The organism is Xanthomonas sp. GW, assembly GCF_014236815.1.
In the GTDB taxonomy this organism is placed as follows: Bacteria; Pseudomonadota; Gammaproteobacteria; order Xanthomonadales; family Xanthomonadaceae; genus Xanthomonas_A.
Genome location: NZ_CP051189.1, coordinates 3458048 through 3474122, shown reverse-complemented (window position 1 = coordinate 3474122; position 16075 = coordinate 3458048). Strand labels below are relative to the sequence as shown.

Genomic DNA, 16075 nt, shown 5'->3' with positions numbered 1-16075 from the left:
GGCGCGCTCGACACGCTCGGATCGATCCCGATCCCGATCCCGGTCGCGCCGCGCCGCAGCGCTACGGCGCGGTGCCGGCCGGCGGCGAGACCGCGGCCACTTCGCGGCGCAGCCAGGCGCTCACCGCCGCGTCGTCGTCCAGGCGCACGCGCGGCGCATAGGCCTGCATCGCGCCGCGCTGGCGCCCTTCCAGGCGCTGCATCGGCAACAGCAACGTCGCGCGTCCGCTCGGCAGCGGCACGCTTTCCACTTCGGTGTAGAGCGTGTCGGCGCCGGTCGGCTGGCCGACCTGCTCCACGCCGGGACCTTCCAGCAGCCGGTCCATGAAATCCAGGCAGGCACTGATGCAGGCGCCATCGGTGATCGCGACGATGCGTGCCGGGCCACCGCTTGGCGGGGTGCCGGCGGCCGCGCTCGGCAGCGGGTCGCGATACAGGGCTTCTCCCCGGCGCTGCGCCGCGCGCAGCCCGTCCAGCAAGCGGTCGAAGCCGGGCAGCTCCTGCGGGTAGCGCGCGGCGATGCGCGTGCGGCGCGTCTGCAGGTTTTCGATCACCCCGTCGGAGACCCGCCACAGCGAGGCGCTGGCGCGGCGGCGGTCCAGCGCAGGCAGCGCCTGCTCGCCCCAGATCGCGGCCAGCACCGCATCGCCGGGCGCCGCGGCGCCGCCGCCATTGCCGCGCAGGTCCAGGACCAGCAGGGCGGGCGTGTGTTGCCGCAGCGCGTCCGCCGCCGCGGCGATCGCGCTCATTGTCGAATCGAAGCCGGGATCGCCGGCATAGAAGGTCGGCAGGGTCAGTTTCCACGCTGCTGGCGTGAGGCGTTCGAATGCGCCCTGCGCGGCGCTGTCGGGTGCGGGCGGGGTCGCGCTCGCGGCGGTGGTGTCGGTGTCGGGCGAGGCCAGTTCGATCGCGACATGCGGATCGCCGAACGAGGCGACATAGGCCTGCATGACCTGGGCATAGCCGGCACGATCGACGATGCGCCGCGCCTGGCTCTGCGCCGCGCTCGCCGCCTGTCGCGCCTGCGCGGCCAGCCTCGGATCCGCGCCAGGGGCCAGGCCCGGATGATCGGCGGCGATGCGCGCGGCGGCGAACTGCAGGTCGGCTTGCGCCAGCGCGGCATCGGTCGGCGCCAAGGCCAGTGCCGCTGCCAGCATCGTTGCGATCATGTCCGTCCCCTTGTGCCCGCGGCGAGTGTCGGCCGCCGGCCGCGACGCGCGCAATAGGCCGCAAGACAGGGGGACTTCGCGCCGGCAGGCTCAAGCGTGCGCGACGGCACGGTGGCAAGCGCCGTGCGTCGGCGCGTCACCGGTCGCGACCGCCGCCGCTCAGAAACGCTCGCCGCCCGGCAGATAACGCCATTCGCCCGCTGCCAGCTTGCCCAACGGGATGCGGCCCACGCGCAGGCGCCGCAGGCTGATCGCTTCCAGCCCGACCTCGGCGCACATGTGCTGCAGCTGCCCGGGCTGCACGTGCTTGATCGCGAAGCGCAGGCGGTCTTCGTTCTGCCAGCTGACCTTGCACGGCGGCAGGCTACGTTGCCGGTACACCAGGCCGTGCGCCAGCCGCAGCATGCCGTAAGGCTTCAGTTCGCCGCGCACCTCGACCACGAATTCCTGTTCGATGGAGGTCGCGTCCTCGGTCAGGCGGCGCAGCACGCGGCCGTCCTGGCTGAGCACCAACAGGCCGCTGGCGGCGTCTTCCAGCGGCATTGGCGCGTTCAGGCGCAGGAAGTGGCGTTTCAGCACGCGCACCTTGGCCATGTCCAACGCGCTGCGCGTGTCCGGCCTGACCAGGGCCAGCGCGGCGTCCAGGTCCAGCCCGGCCGGTTTGTGCAGCAACAAGGTGGCCGGTTCGACCGCGCCCAGTTGCGCGTCGGCGGCCAGAGTCACCTGCTGCGTGGTCACCGCCGCCTGCGGTTCCTCGACCACCACGCCGTCCACGCTGACCCAGCCGCCCTCGATGTACTGCTGCGCTTCGCTGCGCGAGCACGGCAGCATGGCGGCCACGTATTTGTCGAGGCGGGTAGGGACGGACATCGAATGGCTCGGCGATCAGGGCAGGGCAGTGTACGTGCAGCCGTCGCCACGCTGCCATGCGCGGCGCCTCAGCGGTCCGCGGTGCCGGCCAGATCGAGCTGGGTCAGGTACAGGCGCAGATCGAATTCCAGCTGGTGATAGTCCGGCGCCATGTGCGTGCACAACTGGTAGAACGGCTTGTTGTGCGCGCTTTCCTTCAGGTGCGCCAGTTCGTGCGCCACGATCATCTGCAGGAACGGCGCCGGCGCGTCGCGGAACACGCCGGCGATGCGGATCTCGCGGCTGGCCTTGAGCTTACTGCCCTGCACCCGCGAGACGCTGGTGTGGGTGCCGAGCGCGTGCTTCACCGCCTGCAGCCGGTTGTCGTAGATCACCTTGTGCAGCGGCTCGGAGCTGCGCATGTGGCGGTCCTTCAACGCCAGCGTGTAGTCGTACAGCTGGCGGTCGTTGCGCACCGGATTGGGCGTGTCGTAGCGCTTGCGCAGCCATTCGCCGAGGCGATCGCGCGCGATCAGCTCGCGGACCTGATCCTGCACATGCGGCGGATAGCCGACGAGGTATTTCAGCGTTTGCATGGCGCCACGATAGCGCGCCATGGCCGCCGGCACGAGCCGTGGCCGCCGCCGCACGGGCGCGGCCAGGGGGCGGGCGCAGCGGGTAAGATAGGGTCCAACGTCTTGGATCGACTGGATTTTCCCGATGCGCAATCCCCTGCAGGAACAACTGCTCAAGGCCGGCCTGGTGAAGAAGAACCAGGTGGCGCAGGTCGCGCGCGAGCAGGCCAAGGCGCGCCACGGCAAGGCGCCGCCGCCGCCCAGCGCCGAGCAGCTGGAGAGCGAGCGGCTGCGGCTGGAACGGGTGGAGCGCGACCGCGCGCTGGCCGCCGAGCGCAATGCGCAGGCGCGCGCGCAGGAGCAGCGCGCACAGGCGCGGCAGATCGTCGACAGCAACAAGCTCAAGGCCGATGGCGAGATCGACTACCACTTCACCGATGCCGGCAAGATCCAGCGCTTGCGGGTCGACGCGGCCTTGCGCGCGCAGCTGATCAGCGGCGCGGCGGTGATCGCGCGGCTGGATGCCGGCTATGCGCCGATCCCGCGCGCGGTGGTGGAAAAGGTGGCCAGCCGCGATCCTGCAGCAATCGTGCTCGACACCACCCAGGCCGCGCCGGCTGCCGGCGACGAAGACGGCGCGTACTACAGCCGCTTCCAGGTGCCGGACGACCTGATCTGGTAGCCCACGGCGCGCGGCGTTCCGGTCGCTGCGCAGCGGCGGCTGCATCAGCCAAGCGCCGGCAGCTGTCGCACTCCTGCGTAACGCGATCTGCTTGAAAATCGATGACCCGCCTCGGCGGGCAGCGCGCGCCGTGCATGAACATGCCGGCGAATGTGAAACCGGCGTGCATTGCAATCGCCGGCCGCGGCCGCATCATCGGGACGTAGCGGATCCTTGGAGACGATCATGGCCACAGGGTGGGCAGGCGACGGCGCGGTGCAGGACCAGATCGACGCCACCGTCGAAGATGCGATCAAGCGTGCGCGCAGCCAGCTGCCGCAGGGCCCGAGCCTGGAGCAGTGCGAGGCCTGCGATGTGCCGATTCCCGAGGCGCGGCGCAAGGCGGTGCCGGGCGTGCGCCTGTGCGTGGCCTGCCAGGAAGCGCACGACCACGAACAGCACGAGCACAGCGGCTACAACCGCCGCGGCAGCAAGGACAGCCAGCTGCGCTAGGGCGTGTCTTGCATTCCCGAGTAGGTCGCGTTGGGCCTGTCAGGCCCAACCCGCAGGGCCGCTGTTGCGCGTGCACGCTGTCGTGTCCGCGCGCGGGCGTGGCCACGGGTTCGTTCAATCCAACGCGTAGGTAGGAGCGGCGCGATCTGCTTGGGAATGGATGGCACGCCCTGGCGACTCAATCGTCGTTGGCGGCGGTGCCGACCGGCGGCACCGGCCGCGAGTGCAGGGCGATGTTGAGCTGATCGACCACCATCGCCCAGTCGGCGTCGTCGATGCGTTCCTCGCGCAGCAGCTGCGCCTGTGCCGGCGTCCAGAACGGCGCCTCTTCCAGCCGCATCGTATCCGGCAGCGGTGAATGGCGGCCGATGAACTGGCGGATCTCGGTTTCGCTGTTGGGCAGGCCCAACTGGGCGAACAGCTCGGCGAACGGGTGGACGGGTTGTTCCATGGGGGGCACCTTGTCGATGGGGGGCGCGCCGCGAGGCGGCGCACAGACCAGGCACGATAGCGTTGGTGCGATCAGTGTCTTGTTAGGACGTGCGCTTGCGCGCTAGCCGAGTCCCGGCGGCACTGGATGGCCGCGCCAGCGCCGCGTGCTGCGCTGAAAGAACAGGCTGTTGGGAATCTGCAGCACGCTGTCGCCGTCGTCGCCGCGGTGTTCGCGCAGCGTGGTGTAGATCAGGTTGATATCCACCACTTGGCCCTTGAGTCCGGGCTTTTCGCCGTTCTCGAGCAGTTCGATGTGGTCGTGCAGGCGGAACGGCCGCGTGGCGAAGATCAGCAGCGTGCAGAAGATGTTCGACAGCACGCTCCAGGCCGCGAAGAACGCCACCGCCGCCACGGCGGCGAAGCCGGTGAACGCGGTCCACAGCACCGTGCCGGACACGCCCAGCCGATCCAGGATGAGCAGCAGCGCCGTGGTGTAGATCACGAAGCCGCTGCCGCGGCGCGCCAGCATGGTCAGTTCGGGCGGCAACGCGTGGTGCTCGCTCAGTCGCCGCACCAGCCGCCGCAGCAGGGTGCGCAACAGCCATGCGCCGAGCACGATCAGCGCGATCTGCGCGCCCGGCACGATCAGCTCCAGCCAGCGGTGGACCGAGGGTGGCAGCATGGTGTGGAGCGAGGACATCGGCGGGTTCGGCATGGCGGGGGAGGCGCGATGGTCGCAATCGTCGCCGCATCGGGCAAGTGCGCAACACGCCCGGCCATCGCCATCGCCGCCACGCCGACGCTGCAGCGCATGCGCGCTGCCGGGTGTGGCTCAGGCGGCCTGTTCCAGGCTGTCCCAGCGTTCGGCGGGAATCTCCGGCAGCGCCTCCAGCGCCGGCATCGCGAACAGGAAACCCTGGTACAGGTCGATGCCCAACGCGCGCAGCGCGCGGTATTCGGCGGGCGTCTCCACGCCCTCGGCAAGCACCCGGCAGCCCAGTGCCGCGGCCATGCCGACGATGCCGGCGACGATATGCTGGCGCGGTACGCTGCTATCGATGTCGCGGATCAGGGCCATGTCCAGCTTGAGCAGATGCGGTTGGAAACTGGCGAGCAGGTTGAGTCCGGAGTGGCCGGCGCCGAAATCGTCGATCGCGGTCAGGAAGCCGCGCTGCGCGTAGTCGCGCAGGATCCGCACCACCTTGGGCAGGTCGCGGATGCGCTCGGACTCGCTCATCTCGAAGATCAGATTGCCGGTCGGTACGCCGTAGTGCTCGGCCGCGGCCAGGGTCAGGCGGATGCACGTCGCCGGTTCGTACACCGCATTGGGAATGAAATTGATCGACAGCCGGGTGCCCAGGCCCAGCCGCGCCGCGGTGGCGATCGCCTGCACTCGGCAGGTCTGGTCGAAGCGGTACAGCTGCTGCGGCCGCACCCGCGCCAATACCGCGGCCGCGCCGCTGCCGTCCTCGCCGCGGACCAGCGCCTCGTACGCGTAGATCGTGCGCGCCTGCGCATCGACGATCGGCTGGAACGCCATGCGGATGCCGAAGTCGAGCGGCTCGCCATCGCGGCAATTGCCGCAGGCCGGCTGGCCCAGTTCAGCGGAGAGGGAGCGCAGGAGCATGCCGTGCGTCTGTCACAGCGAAGAGATCTGGATTATCGGCCGGCGCCGTGAAGACGGCGCCGACATCGCCTGCGGCGGGGCCGCAGTGCGCGTGCTCAGCCGGCTTCGGCTTCGTCGACTTTCTTCAGCACGCGGGTGGTGCCGAGCACTTCGACGCGGCCGCCGGCCTTGCGGAACGCGGCCATGTCGGCCTCGATACGCTCGCGGCTGAGGCCCTTCTGCGCCTTGTCGCCGCTGCTGCTGCGTGCGGTCTTGGCGGTCGGGGGCGGGGTCTTGCTGGTGGGACGTGCCATGGTGAATCTCCTGGAGTCAGTACATCGTCAGGGGAATGCCGCGCGCCAACTGATCGTTGTGGATGCGGCGGATGTCGCGGCAATACGGGCCGGCCATCGTGAATTTGCGGCAGATCGCCGGGCGCTGTTCGTAGATCGAGCAGCACATGCGCTTGCTGTCCACCGCCACGCACCAGCCGTCCTCGTCGCGGGCCATCACGTGCAGGCCTTCGGCGGTGTGCTCGGTGTAGTGCTCGGGCACCTTGTCGTCGGGCATCAGCAGCACGGTCAGGCGGCAGCAGATCGCGTCGCAGCGATCGCAGGTGACGGATTTTTCGGCCGCGGCGCGCGGCGTTGCCTGTTGGGCGCTCACGCGTTGCCACCGGTTGGCAGGGCATCGCGGCTGAAGCGCAACACGCGGCCGCGGTAGGGCGGCAGATCGTCCGGCCCCAACGGCATTTCGCGCTGTTCGCTGAGCGCGTAGCCCTGCGTGGCCAGCGCGCGGGTCAGCGCGGCGCTGTTGCCGCGGCCCGGATCGGCGATCAGCACTTCCGCGCTCGCCGTCGCATGCCGCGCCAGCAATTCGGCCAGCAGCGCCGGATGCTGGTGTTCGTACAGCACATCGCTGCCGATGATCACGTCGAAACGGCCCAGCTCGAGGTTGGGCTGGTCCCAGTCGAGGCGACGGTACGGCACCGCGGGCATTTCGTTGAGCGCGGCGTTGTAGGCCAGGAACACTTCGGTCAGCGGATGCCGGTCGCTGGCGACGATGTCGGCGCCGCGGCGGCGCAGCACCAGGCTGGCCAGGCCGAGGCCGCAGCCGATCTCGAGGATGCGCTTGTCGCCGAAGTCGTACAGCGCCATCGCTTCGGCGAGCAGCCGGCCGGCCGGCCACACGTTGCCGAACAGGCTCCATTGCGCCGAGGAAATGCCGGCCGCTTCGGCCTGCGCGTCGGGATCGGAGAACTGTTGGGTATCGAGCAGCGAACGGATGCGATAGTCCTGGCCGCCCAGGTTGAGCGTGTTGATCTGGGTGGCGTAGCCGGACACAGGCGCTCCCGTTGGGTCCGGCCCGAAGCGGGACGGAGGCTGGCGCGAGAAGAGGGGCGAGTCGGGCGACAGAAACGGCCGGACGAGACGCGTGTAGAAACGTGACGCTGAAGCGTGACCGCGCATATTACGCCAGTCGCGCCCCTTGCGTATGAACGGAAGCTGCGCTAGCGACTTGCGCACGCGCGGCCATGCCGGCGCGCGCTGCGGCGAGGTTGGCGAGGCGTTGCGGCCTGCGTCGGTCAGCGCTGCGCGGCGGCCAGGGCCAGACCCTGGACCACGCCGAACGAGGGGTCGCCGTGCACCAGGCGCGCCTGCGGGAACGCGGCGGCGACCACCTGCTGGATGTAGCCGGCGCGCGACATGCCGCCGGTCAGGAACACCGCGGCCGGATCGCAGCCGATGTCGCTGCGGACCTGCGCGAGCAGTTCGCCCAGCGCCTCCAGATAGCTGCGTGCGGCATGGGTCAGCTCGTCGGCGCGCACCTGCACCTGCAGCCCGGCTTCGATGTACTCCAGCGCCTCCGCGTGCTGTGCGCTGTCGCTGAGGCGGATCTTGCTGCGTTCCACCGCGCGGTACAGGCGCGCGGTGTTGCCGGTGTCCTGCAGCGCCTGCAGCCGCGTGTCGTACGGGTGCGGCACTTCGTCGTAGCGATGCTGGCGGAAATCGCGCTGGCGGGTGGTGTCCTGCACCATCGCCGCCTCGACGTAATGGTGCGCCGGCACGCGGGTGCTGCCGCGGCCGAACAGCGGCATGTAGCTGGCCAGACTCAGCGCCAGGTCGATGTCGGTACCGCCGCGGGCGATACCCCAGGCGCGATGCACCTGCGGCGCGCCGTCGCCGCCGACGCTGGCGTGGGCGATGTCGGTGGTGCCGCCGCCGATGTCCACCACCACCGCGTCGTGGCGTTCGTCGCTGCCGGCGTGGTAGTGCATCGCCGCGGCGGCGGGTTCTTCCAGGAACGCGATGTCGTCGAAGCCGGCGGCGATCGCGGCGCTGTGCAGGATCTGCAGCGCCTGCGCATTGCCGGCCTCGCCGATCGAACTGCGGAACTGCACCGGGCGCCCGAGCAGCGCGCTGCGCACCTGCAGGCCGAGTTGCTGCGACGCGGTCAGGCGGATGTGCTCGAGAATATGGGTGGCGATGCCGGTGATGGTCTGCTTGGCGCGCGGATGCAGGTTGTAGCCGAGCATCGATTTCGGGCTCTGCACCAGGCTGCCTTCGCCTTCGATGAAATACGCATCCAGCGCCGCGTCGCCGTACACCGCGTTCTGCAGCAGCGCCGCGGAACTGCGCGGTTCGCGCATCTGCGCTTCCATCCATTGCCGGCGCACCACCCGGATCGCATCGCGGCGCAACTCTTCGCGGCTGCGCTCGCGGCCGGCGGCGGCCGCATCGCGGCGGCCGGCCTCGATCAGCTCGTCCACCTGCCGTTCCAGCACCGGGGTCAGCTCGAAATCGGCCGGGTCGCGCATCACTTCCGGGAAGTACACGGTGGTGCGGAACTGGTGCTGGTCGCCGAAGCCGATCGGCACCACGCGGCCATCGATCACCGCGGCGGCGGCGGAGTTGCTGGTACCGAAATCGATGCCGAGTCTCATGTCGCTGCGGGGCCGGGCAGGGGGCCGCGCACTGTGCGGCAAGCCGCAGCGCGGCGCAAGCTGGCGACGGCCGCTGCAGGGGCGTGGCCGCGCCTGTCGCTGCCGCCTCCGCACAATGCACGAGGCCCGCGATTGCGGGCCTCGTGCGGTGCAGCCGGGATGCGGACGGTTACAGCGCCGCGCCCGCGTGGCCCTGGTTCTTTTCCTGCTCGGTGGCATCGCGCACGCCGGCCACTTCCACCGCGAAATGCAGCACCTGCCCGGCCAGCGGATGGTTGCCGTCGATGGTCACCAGTTCCGCGCCGACCTCGGTGACCGTGACCAGCAGCGGGCCCTGGTCGGTCTGCGCCTGGAACTGCATGCCGGGCTGCAGGCCTTCGGCATCCGGGAACGAGCTGCGCGGCACCTGCTGTTGCAGCTGCTCGTGGCGCGGACCGTAGCCTTCGGCCGGAATCACGTCGACCTGCACGCGTTCGCCGGGGCGCTTGCCGGTCAGCGCCTTTTCCAGCCCCGGCACGATGTTGCCGGCGCCGTGCAGATAGCTCAGCGGATTGTCCGGCGCGGATTGATCGATCACCTCGCCGGCATCGTCGGTCAGGGTGTAGTGGATGGTGGCGACAAGGCCATTGGCGATCTCCATGGGAAACCTCATTCAGTAGGAAGTGGGATACGCCGGCACAGTCACAGCGCGATGGGAGGTGCTACCCGAATACCCTAACGAAAAGCGGCGGCGGATCGCAAGTCGGCGCGGCGGATTACGCGTTCAGGCTGGCGGCGGCGCGCGCAACGCGCTGCGCCGCGCCTGCCACGCCTCGGGCGTTTGCGGCTTGACGAACAGCGACTGCAATTCGGGGTATTCGGCGCGCGCGGCGCGTTCGATGCGCTCGATGCAGGCCTCGATCTGCGCGGTGCTGCGCTGGTCCTCGAATTCGGCGCTGAGAGCGGCGACCACCTGCTCGGGACCCATCTGCACGCTCAGCACGCCGTTGACCGCGCGTACGTCCGGATCGGCGCCGGCGATGCGGCGCAAGGCATCGCTCAGCGGCCGCGCCGCCGGTTCGCCGATCAGCAGGCCCTTGGTCTCGCGGGCCAGCACGAAGGCCGAACAGGCCAGCACCGCGGCGATGCCGATCGAGGCCACGCCGTCCAGCTCGGGCATCTGCAGCCACTGCGCGGCCAGCAGGCCCAGCAGGGCGATGAACAGGCCGATCAGCGCGGCGCTGTCTTCCAGCAGCACGGTGAACAGGCTCGGGTCCTTGCTTTCGCGGAACGCCTGCACGTAACCCATCGCGCCCTTGCGCGCGCGGAACTCGCGCAGCGACACCCACCACGAAGCGCCCTCGAACAGGATCGACAGGCCCAGCACCACGTAGTTGAGGGTGTGGTTGCTGGCCGGCTCCGGATTGCGCACATGCGCGATGCCCTCGTAGAGCGACACGCCGGCGCCGAGCGCGAACACCAGCAGGGCGACGATGAAACTCCAGAAATACAGCTCGCGCCCGTAGCCGAACGGATGGCTGGCATCGGCGGGCCGCGCGGCGCGGCGCAGGCCGTACAGCAGCAACAGCTCGTTGACCGTATCGACCAGCGAATGCACGCCTTCGCTGAGCATCGCCGAACTGCCGGACAACGCGGCGGCGACGAACTTGGCGATGGCGATGGCCAGGTTGCCGGCGAGCGCGGCATAGATCGCAAAGCGGGAACCGGAAGCGGCGGACATGGGATTCCTGCGGGAAGAGCGGACCGGACGCGGCACGCGGCGGCGTGGAGCGGGCGGCTACAATAGGCGTCCTCCCGTCGTCGCCGTATCAAGGAACCCCATGTCCGCCGCACCCGCCTGTCCGCAATGCACCCTGCAAAACACCTATGTCGACGGGGCGCTGTGGATCTGCGCCGACTGCGGCTACGAGTGGCCGGCAGCGGCGGACACCGCCACCGCCGCAGAAACGGTGGTGCGCGACAGCAACGGCAACGTGCTGCAGGCCGGCGACACCGTGGTGGTGATCAAGGACCTGAAGGTCAAGGGTTCGTCGATCCCGCTGAAGCAGGGCACGGTGATCCGCGGCATCCGCCTGGTCGAGGACGATGCCGAGCACATCGAAGGCAATTCGGACAAGATCAAGGGACTGGTGCTGAAGACCTGCTTCCTGCGCAAGGCCTGAGTCGCGGCGCAAAGGCGCGCGCCGCGGCGGTTGTCGCGCGCTGCGAGCAGCGGCGAGCAGCGCGCCGCACGACGATCGTTGCGCATGGGCTGCGGGCATCGCGGACGTGGATTGGCGCAGGCCGTGGCGCCAGCGATCGCCGACGCCACAGACAGCACGCGCGCCGGTCGTGCCGGCCCTGCTCAACCGCCGGTGTTCGCCCAGCCGTGCCGGCGCTGCGCGAATGCCCACGCCAGCACCAGCAGCGCCAGCGCCGTCCACGGCAGCGCGGCGGCACCGGAACGTTGCAGCACCATGCCGCCGAGCACGCCGGCGCCCGCGATCGCCAGGTTCCAGCCGGTGACCACCAGCGACTGCGCCAGATCGGCGGCATCGCCGGCACGGCGCGCGATCGCGGTCTGGAACAGCGTGGCGCAGCCGCCGAATGCCAATCCCCACACCGCCATCGCCGCGGCCAGCAGCGCCGGCGAGTGCGGCCACAGCGCCATCGCCAGCGTGGCGAGCGCGAACAGGCCGATGCTGGCCAGCAGCAGCTGCCGCATCCAGCTATCGATCCACACGCCCACCGCGACGATGCCCAGCAGCGCGGCGACGCCGAACAGCAGCAGGTAGCGGTCCAGCGCGGCCGCCGCGGCCGACAGCGCCAGCAGCGGCGCCACATAGGTGTAGAGCAGGTTGTGCGCGAGCACGAACAGCAGCATCACCGCCAGCACCTGGACGATGCCGGGCAGGCCCAGCACGCGGCGCAGCGGCAATGCCGTGCGCGCGGTGTGGCCGGCGAAGTCGGGCAGCGCAGCGCGGGCCCAACCGAGCAGGCCGAGGCTCAGCAGCGACATCGCGCCGAAGCTCCAGCGCCAGCCCCACTGCTGCCCGAGCAGGGTGCCGGCCGGCACGCCCAGCGCCAGCGCCAGCGGCGTGCCGACCATCGCCACGGCGATCGCGCGGCCCTGCTGCGCCGGCGCCACCATCCGGCTCGCATAGCCGGCCAGCAGCGCCCATAGCAACCCGGCGCTGACCCCTGCGAGCAGGCGCGCGGCCAGGATCAGCGGATAGCTGGCGGATACGGCGGTGACCGTGTTGGCCAGCGCGAAGCCGGCGATGGCGAGCAGCAACAACGGGCGCCGGCGCCAGCGCCGGGTGGCGGCGGTGAGCGGGATGGCTGCCAGCAGCGAACCCAGCGCGTAGACGCTGACCAGTTGGCCGACCCACGCTTCGCCAACGCCCAATCCCGCCGCCATCGACGGCAGCAGGCCGGCCGGCAGCGTCTCGGTGAGGATGGTGACGAAGCCGGCGCAGGCCAGCGCCAGCAATCCGCTCCAGGGCAGGCGCTGCGTTGCCGCCGCAGCGGTGGCGGCCGGGCACGGCGCCAGGCGTTCCCCGCTCATGCCGGCACGCCGCGCAGGCTGGCGTAGACCGCGTCGCGCAGCTCGGTCACGAACGTGCCGGACATGCCTTCGTACAAGGTGTTGGTCAGCGCCACCACGCTCAGCTGCCGTGCCGGATCGACGAACCAGCTGTGGCCGTACGCGCCGCCCCAGCGCCAGGTGCCGGGTGCTTCCGGGGTCGCGGTCGGCGCCGGATCGCGCAGCACCGCAAAGCCCAGGCCGTAGCCCCAGCCGGGCGCGTCCGGCGGGCCGAAATCGCCGGCCTGCGCGCGGCCCATCTCGGCCACCAGCGCGGCCGGCAGCAGCGGCGCGCCGCCGCAGCGCAGCGTTTCCAGCAGGCGCAGCACGTCGTCGGCGCTGCCGACCATGCCGGCGCCGGCGGAGGCGAACGCCTGCGGATCCAGCGCGCGCGAAGGATGGAACACGATGCCGGCGCCGTCCGCGAACGGCGCGACCACTTCGCCTTCGCCGAGCCGGTGCGGCGAAGGGTCGCCGTTGACGTAGGGCACGGCCAACCGCGCCGCGTCCTCGGCATGGAAGGCGGTGGCGTGCATGCCCAGCGGCGCGGTGACCAGGTCGCGCACCAGCTGCGGCAACGGCTGGCCGCTGGCCGCCTGCAGCAGCGCGCCGGCGACATCGATCGACAGCGAATAGCCCCAGCCGGTGCCGGGCGCGTACTGCAGCGGCACTTCGGCGAGGCGGCGCAGGTTGTCCTCCAGGCTCAGGCCGCTGTTGTCCATGCCGTCGGAGACGCCGGCGCGCGCGTGTGCGCCGTCCGCCGGGTCGAGGAAGCGGTAGCCGAGCCCGGCGCTGTGGCTGAGCAACTGGCGCAGGCTGATGTCCGGCGCCCGCCCGTCGGGCAGCGCGGGGCGGAACCAGGGCAGCCAGCGCGCGATCGGTGCATCCAGCTGCAGCCGGCCTTGCGCGACCAGCGCCAGCGCCGCGGTGGCGACGATCGGCTTGCTGACCGAGGCCAGGCGGAAGGTGGCGTCCTCGCGCAGCGGCCGCCGCGCCTCGCGGTCGGCCCAGCCTGCGGCGCGGCGATAGACGCACTGGCCCGCGTGCGCGACCAGCACCACCGCGCCGACCAGGCGCTGCTCGCGCAAGGCCGCATCGATCGCGGCATCGAGCGGCGCGGCCTGTTGCGGCGAAAGTGCCGGCGCATGCGCCGGGGAAACGGAAGCGACGGCAGGGGACATGGACATGGACGCGACTCGCGGTGGAAGGAGTTGCAGCGTGGGCGCATGCCGATTGCGGAAAAAGACGGGTAGAGTTCCTGGCTCCGAGGACGCAGATGTCCGCAATGGAGTGGGCGATGGACAGTCTGGGCAGCCTGCGCGGCTTCGTGCAGGTGGTGGAGAGCGGCGGCTTCGCCGAGGCGGCGCGGGTGCTGGGCGTGTCCGCTTCGGCGATGGCCAAGAGCGTGGCGCGGCTGGAGCAGTCGCTGGGCGTGCGCCTGTTCCATCGCAGCACCCGCAGCCAGACCCTGACCGCGGAAGGCCAACTGTTCCTGCCGCGCTGCCGGCGCATCCTGGCCGAGGCCGAGGCGGCGCGCAGCGAGCTCGGCAGCCACGCGGCCACGCCGAAGGGACGGCTGCGGGTCAGCCTGCCGATGAACAACAACGTGCTGCTGCCGGTACTCGCCGACTTCATGCGCGCCTATCCGCAGGTGCAGCTGGATCTGGATTTCGACGACCGCCTGGTGGACGTGATCGAGGACGGCTTCGATGCGGTGCTGCGCGTGGCCGAACCCGACGACTCGCGCCTGGCGTCCAAGCGCCTGGGCGGTTTCCGGCGCTGCCTGGTGGCCGCGCCGGACTACCTGCAGCGCTGCGGCACGCCGCGCGCGCCGGCCGACCTGCTGGCCCACCAATGCCTGCATTACCGCTTCCGCAGCAGCGGACGCCTGGAGGCCTGGCCGATGGGCGCGGCGGCGGCCGGCCTGCAGTTGCCGGTGTCGATGGTCTGCAACAACATCGAAACGCGCCTGAGCTTCGCCCTGCGCGGCTGCGGCATCGCCCTGCTGCCGGAGCACTCGGTGCGCGATGCGGTCGCCAACGGCATGCTGCGCACGCTGCTGGACGACTATGTCGCCGCCGACGGCACCTTCCACCTGCTGTGGCCGTCGGGTCGGCATGTGCTGCCGAAATTGCGCGTGTTCATCGATTACCTCAGCGAGCGGCTGATCCTGTAGCGGCTGCCGGCGCGATCGTTTGGGTCATGTCGTACCTGGCTGTTACCGGCCTGCCGTGCGTTGCCTGCCCACGGCAATGATGCGCGCTTGGCGCGGGGCGCGCCTCTGAGGGCAACGCCACGGAGGCGCCGACGTCGACCACCGCGCCGCGCTGTGGAGCGGGGTGGCGGGTTTCCTGCAGGCGCATCTGTCCGCTGACGCGCCGCCGCAGAAGGCGGCGACGCCTTGAGCTGCGGCGGCGACGGCACGGGTGTGCCGCCGCCGCGTGCCTGGCTTCTCAGTCCAGCGTCGGGTAGTCGGTATAGCCCTTGGCGCCGCCGCCGTAGAGCGTGTCCGCATCCAGCGGGTTGAGCGGCGCATCGCGGCGCAGCCGTTCCACCAGATCCGGATTGGCGATGAACGGGCGCCCGAACGCGACAGCGTCGGCAGCGCCGGAACCGAGCACCCGCTCGGCCAAGGCCTTGTCGTAGCCGTTGTTGACCAGCCACGGACCGCGGAACTTGGCGCGCAGTGCGGCGTAATCGAAGGCGATGTTGTCGCGCGGGCCGCCGGTGGCGCCCTCGATCACATGCAGGAAGGCCAGGCCCAGCGGGTCCAGGCGTTCGACCGCACGCTCGAACAGCGGCTGCGGGTCGCTGTCGTGCGCATCGTTGGCCGGGGTCACCGGCGACAGGCGCACGCCGGTGCGCTCGGCGCCGATTTCCTGCGCCACCGCCTGCACCACCTCGAACAGCAGCCGGGTGCGGTTCTCGATGCTGCCGCCGTAGGCGTCGTCGCGGCGGTTGCTGCCGTCGCGCAGGAACTGGTCGATCAGGTAGCCGTTGGCGGCATGCACTTCCACGCCGTCGAAGCCGGCGGCGATGGCGTTGCGCGCGGCATGGCGGAAGTCCTCGAGCAGCGCCGGAATCTCGTCCAGGCGCAGCGCACGCGGTGCGGAGACGTCGCTGAAGCCCTCGGCGGTGTAGGTCTTGGCGTCGGCGCGCAGCGCGCTCGGCGCCACCGGCGCAGCGCCGTCCGGCAGCAGGCTGACGTGGGAGATGCGGCCGACGTGCCACAGCTGCAGCACGATCTTGCCGCCGCGGCGGTGCACCTCGGCGGTGACGTTCTTCCACGCTGCGACCTGCGCTTCGCTGTAGATCCCTGGCGTGTCCATGTAGCCCTGGCCCATCGGGCTGATCTGGGTGGCCTCGGCGACGATCAGCCCGGCGCTGGCGCGTTGGCCGTAGTACTCGGGCGCCAGCGGCGAGGGGATGCGGCCTTCGCCTTCGGCGCGATTGCGGGTCAGCGGCGCCATCACGATGCGGTTGGCCAGTTCGATCGCGCCCAGGCGCAGCGGGGCGAACAACGGGGAAGCGGTAGCGGTCATCGGTACGTTTCTCGAAACAGGAATGGGGGCATGGACGGCACAGCGCCGAAGGCGCCGGTCGTCACCCGTCAAGACATGGGGACGACCGCCGCGGTTGCGCGTCGCCATGATGGGACAGTGCGTTGCCGGCGGTCGGCTCGCCAGCGAGGGCGCCCCCCGTGTTGGAGCCGATGCTTGGGAGTTGGCCGCGACGCCGTTGCGGTCCGAGCGATAGCGATGC

The 16075-nt window shown here is 70.8% G+C and carries 19 protein-coding genes; 4 read left to right on the top strand and 15 right to left on the bottom strand.

Annotated features, from left to right (window positions below):
* Window positions 1-61: 61 nt before the first annotated feature.
* From HEP73_RS14890 to HEP73_RS14880, 3 genes are all read right to left on the bottom strand, one after another.
* The gene (locus tag HEP73_RS14890; protein ID WP_185820570.1) at window positions 62-1168 is read right to left on the bottom strand and encodes a S41 family peptidase; all 1107 of its coding nucleotides are present in this window, start codon (window positions 1166-1168) and stop codon (window positions 62-64) included.
* 159 nt (window positions 1169-1327) lie between these two features.
* Window positions 1328-2038 (bottom strand): rRNA pseudouridine synthase, encoded by a 711-nt coding sequence (locus HEP73_RS14885; protein WP_185820569.1) that lies wholly within the window; start codon window positions 2036-2038, stop codon window positions 1328-1330.
* A 68-nt stretch (window positions 2039-2106) separates the two neighbouring features.
* Window positions 2107-2613 carry a YgjP-like metallopeptidase domain-containing protein gene (locus tag HEP73_RS14880; protein WP_185820568.1) on the bottom strand — a complete coding sequence of 169 codons (507 nt, stop codon included), beginning with the start codon at window positions 2611-2613 and terminating at the stop codon, window positions 2107-2109.
* Between the two features lie 124 nt (window positions 2614-2737).
* On the opposite strand from HEP73_RS14880, the gene HEP73_RS14875 reads away from it, so the two are divergent.
* On the top strand, window positions 2738-3274 hold the full coding sequence (locus HEP73_RS14875; protein ID WP_185820567.1) for a DUF2058 domain-containing protein: 537 nt from the start codon (window positions 2738-2740) through the stop codon (window positions 3272-3274).
* Window positions 3275-3499: 225 nt separating this feature from the next.
* A complete protein-coding gene (locus tag HEP73_RS14870; protein WP_185820566.1) occupies window positions 3500-3766 on the top strand; it encodes a DksA/TraR family C4-type zinc finger protein in 267 nt (88 codons plus the stop codon).
* Window positions 3767-3944: 178 nt separating this feature from the next.
* Here the strand turns inward: HEP73_RS14870 and HEP73_RS14865 are convergent, their stop codons facing one another.
* From HEP73_RS14865 to HEP73_RS14825, 9 genes are all read right to left on the bottom strand, one after another.
* Window positions 3945-4217: a DUF2789 domain-containing protein gene (locus tag HEP73_RS14865; RefSeq protein WP_185813398.1), complete on the bottom strand. Its 273-nt coding sequence runs from the start codon at window positions 4215-4217 to the stop codon at window positions 3945-3947.
* Between the two features lie 102 nt (window positions 4218-4319).
* Window positions 4320-4898, bottom strand: coding sequence for a mechanosensitive ion channel family protein (locus HEP73_RS14860; protein ID WP_185820565.1), 579 nt, complete (start codon window positions 4896-4898; stop codon window positions 4320-4322).
* Window positions 4899-5030: 132 nt separating this feature from the next.
* Window positions 5031-5825, bottom strand: a complete 795-nt coding sequence (locus tag HEP73_RS14855; RefSeq protein WP_185820564.1) for an EAL domain-containing protein — start codon at window positions 5823-5825, stop codon at window positions 5031-5033.
* 95 nt (window positions 5826-5920) lie between these two features.
* Window positions 5921-6118, bottom strand: coding sequence for a hypothetical protein (locus HEP73_RS14850; protein WP_185813395.1), 198 nt, complete (start codon window positions 6116-6118; stop codon window positions 5921-5923).
* Between the two features lie 16 nt (window positions 6119-6134).
* Entirely contained in the window at window positions 6135-6470 is a 336-nt protein-coding gene (locus tag HEP73_RS14845) for a YkgJ family cysteine cluster protein (protein ID WP_185813394.1), read from the bottom strand.
* Window positions 6467-7147, bottom strand: a complete 681-nt coding sequence (locus HEP73_RS14840; RefSeq protein WP_185813393.1) for a class I SAM-dependent methyltransferase — start codon at window positions 7145-7147, stop codon at window positions 6467-6469. Before HEP73_RS14840 ends, HEP73_RS14845 begins: the two co-directional genes overlap by 4 nt.
* A 242-nt stretch (window positions 7148-7389) precedes the next feature.
* Window positions 7390-8748, bottom strand: a complete 1359-nt coding sequence (locus HEP73_RS14835) for an Hsp70 family protein (RefSeq protein ID WP_185820563.1) — start codon at window positions 8746-8748, stop codon at window positions 7390-7392.
* A gap of 169 nt (window positions 8749-8917) precedes the next feature.
* On the bottom strand, window positions 8918-9388 hold the full coding sequence (locus HEP73_RS14830; RefSeq protein WP_179563736.1) for an FKBP-type peptidyl-prolyl cis-trans isomerase: 471 nt from the start codon (window positions 9386-9388) through the stop codon (window positions 8918-8920).
* A 123-nt stretch (window positions 9389-9511) separates the two neighbouring features.
* Entirely contained in the window at window positions 9512-10468 is a 957-nt protein-coding gene (locus HEP73_RS14825) for a cation diffusion facilitator family transporter (RefSeq protein WP_185820562.1), read from the bottom strand.
* A 100-nt stretch (window positions 10469-10568) separates the two neighbouring features.
* Here HEP73_RS14825 and HEP73_RS14820 point away from each other — a divergent pair, with 100 nt between their 5' ends.
* Complete coding sequence (locus HEP73_RS14820; protein ID WP_185813390.1) at window positions 10569-10910, top strand: zinc ribbon domain-containing protein YjdM; 342 nt, start codon at window positions 10569-10571, stop codon at window positions 10908-10910.
* A 182-nt stretch (window positions 10911-11092) separates the two neighbouring features.
* On the opposite strand, the gene HEP73_RS14815 is transcribed toward HEP73_RS14820, so the two are convergent.
* Complete coding sequence (locus tag HEP73_RS14815; protein ID WP_185820561.1) at window positions 11093-12295, bottom strand: MFS transporter; 1203 nt, start codon at window positions 12293-12295, stop codon at window positions 11093-11095.
* Window positions 12292-13500, bottom strand: coding sequence for a serine hydrolase domain-containing protein (locus HEP73_RS14810; RefSeq protein ID WP_185820560.1), 1209 nt, complete (start codon window positions 13498-13500; stop codon window positions 12292-12294). The genes HEP73_RS14815 and HEP73_RS14810 overlap by 4 nt, the downstream gene beginning before the upstream one ends.
* Window positions 13501-13610: 110 nt before the next feature.
* On the opposite strand from HEP73_RS14810, the gene HEP73_RS14805 reads away from it, so the two are divergent.
* The gene (locus HEP73_RS14805) at window positions 13611-14489 is read left to right on the top strand and encodes a LysR family transcriptional regulator (RefSeq protein ID WP_185820559.1); all 879 of its coding nucleotides are present in this window, start codon (window positions 13611-13613) and stop codon (window positions 14487-14489) included.
* 277 nt (window positions 14490-14766) lie between these two features.
* On the opposite strand, the gene HEP73_RS14800 is transcribed toward HEP73_RS14805, so the two are convergent.
* Window positions 14767-15855 carry an alkene reductase gene (locus HEP73_RS14800; protein ID WP_185820558.1) on the bottom strand — a complete coding sequence of 363 codons (1089 nt, stop codon included), beginning with the start codon at window positions 15853-15855 and terminating at the stop codon, window positions 14767-14769.
* Between the last annotated feature and the right edge of the window lie 220 nt (window positions 15856-16075).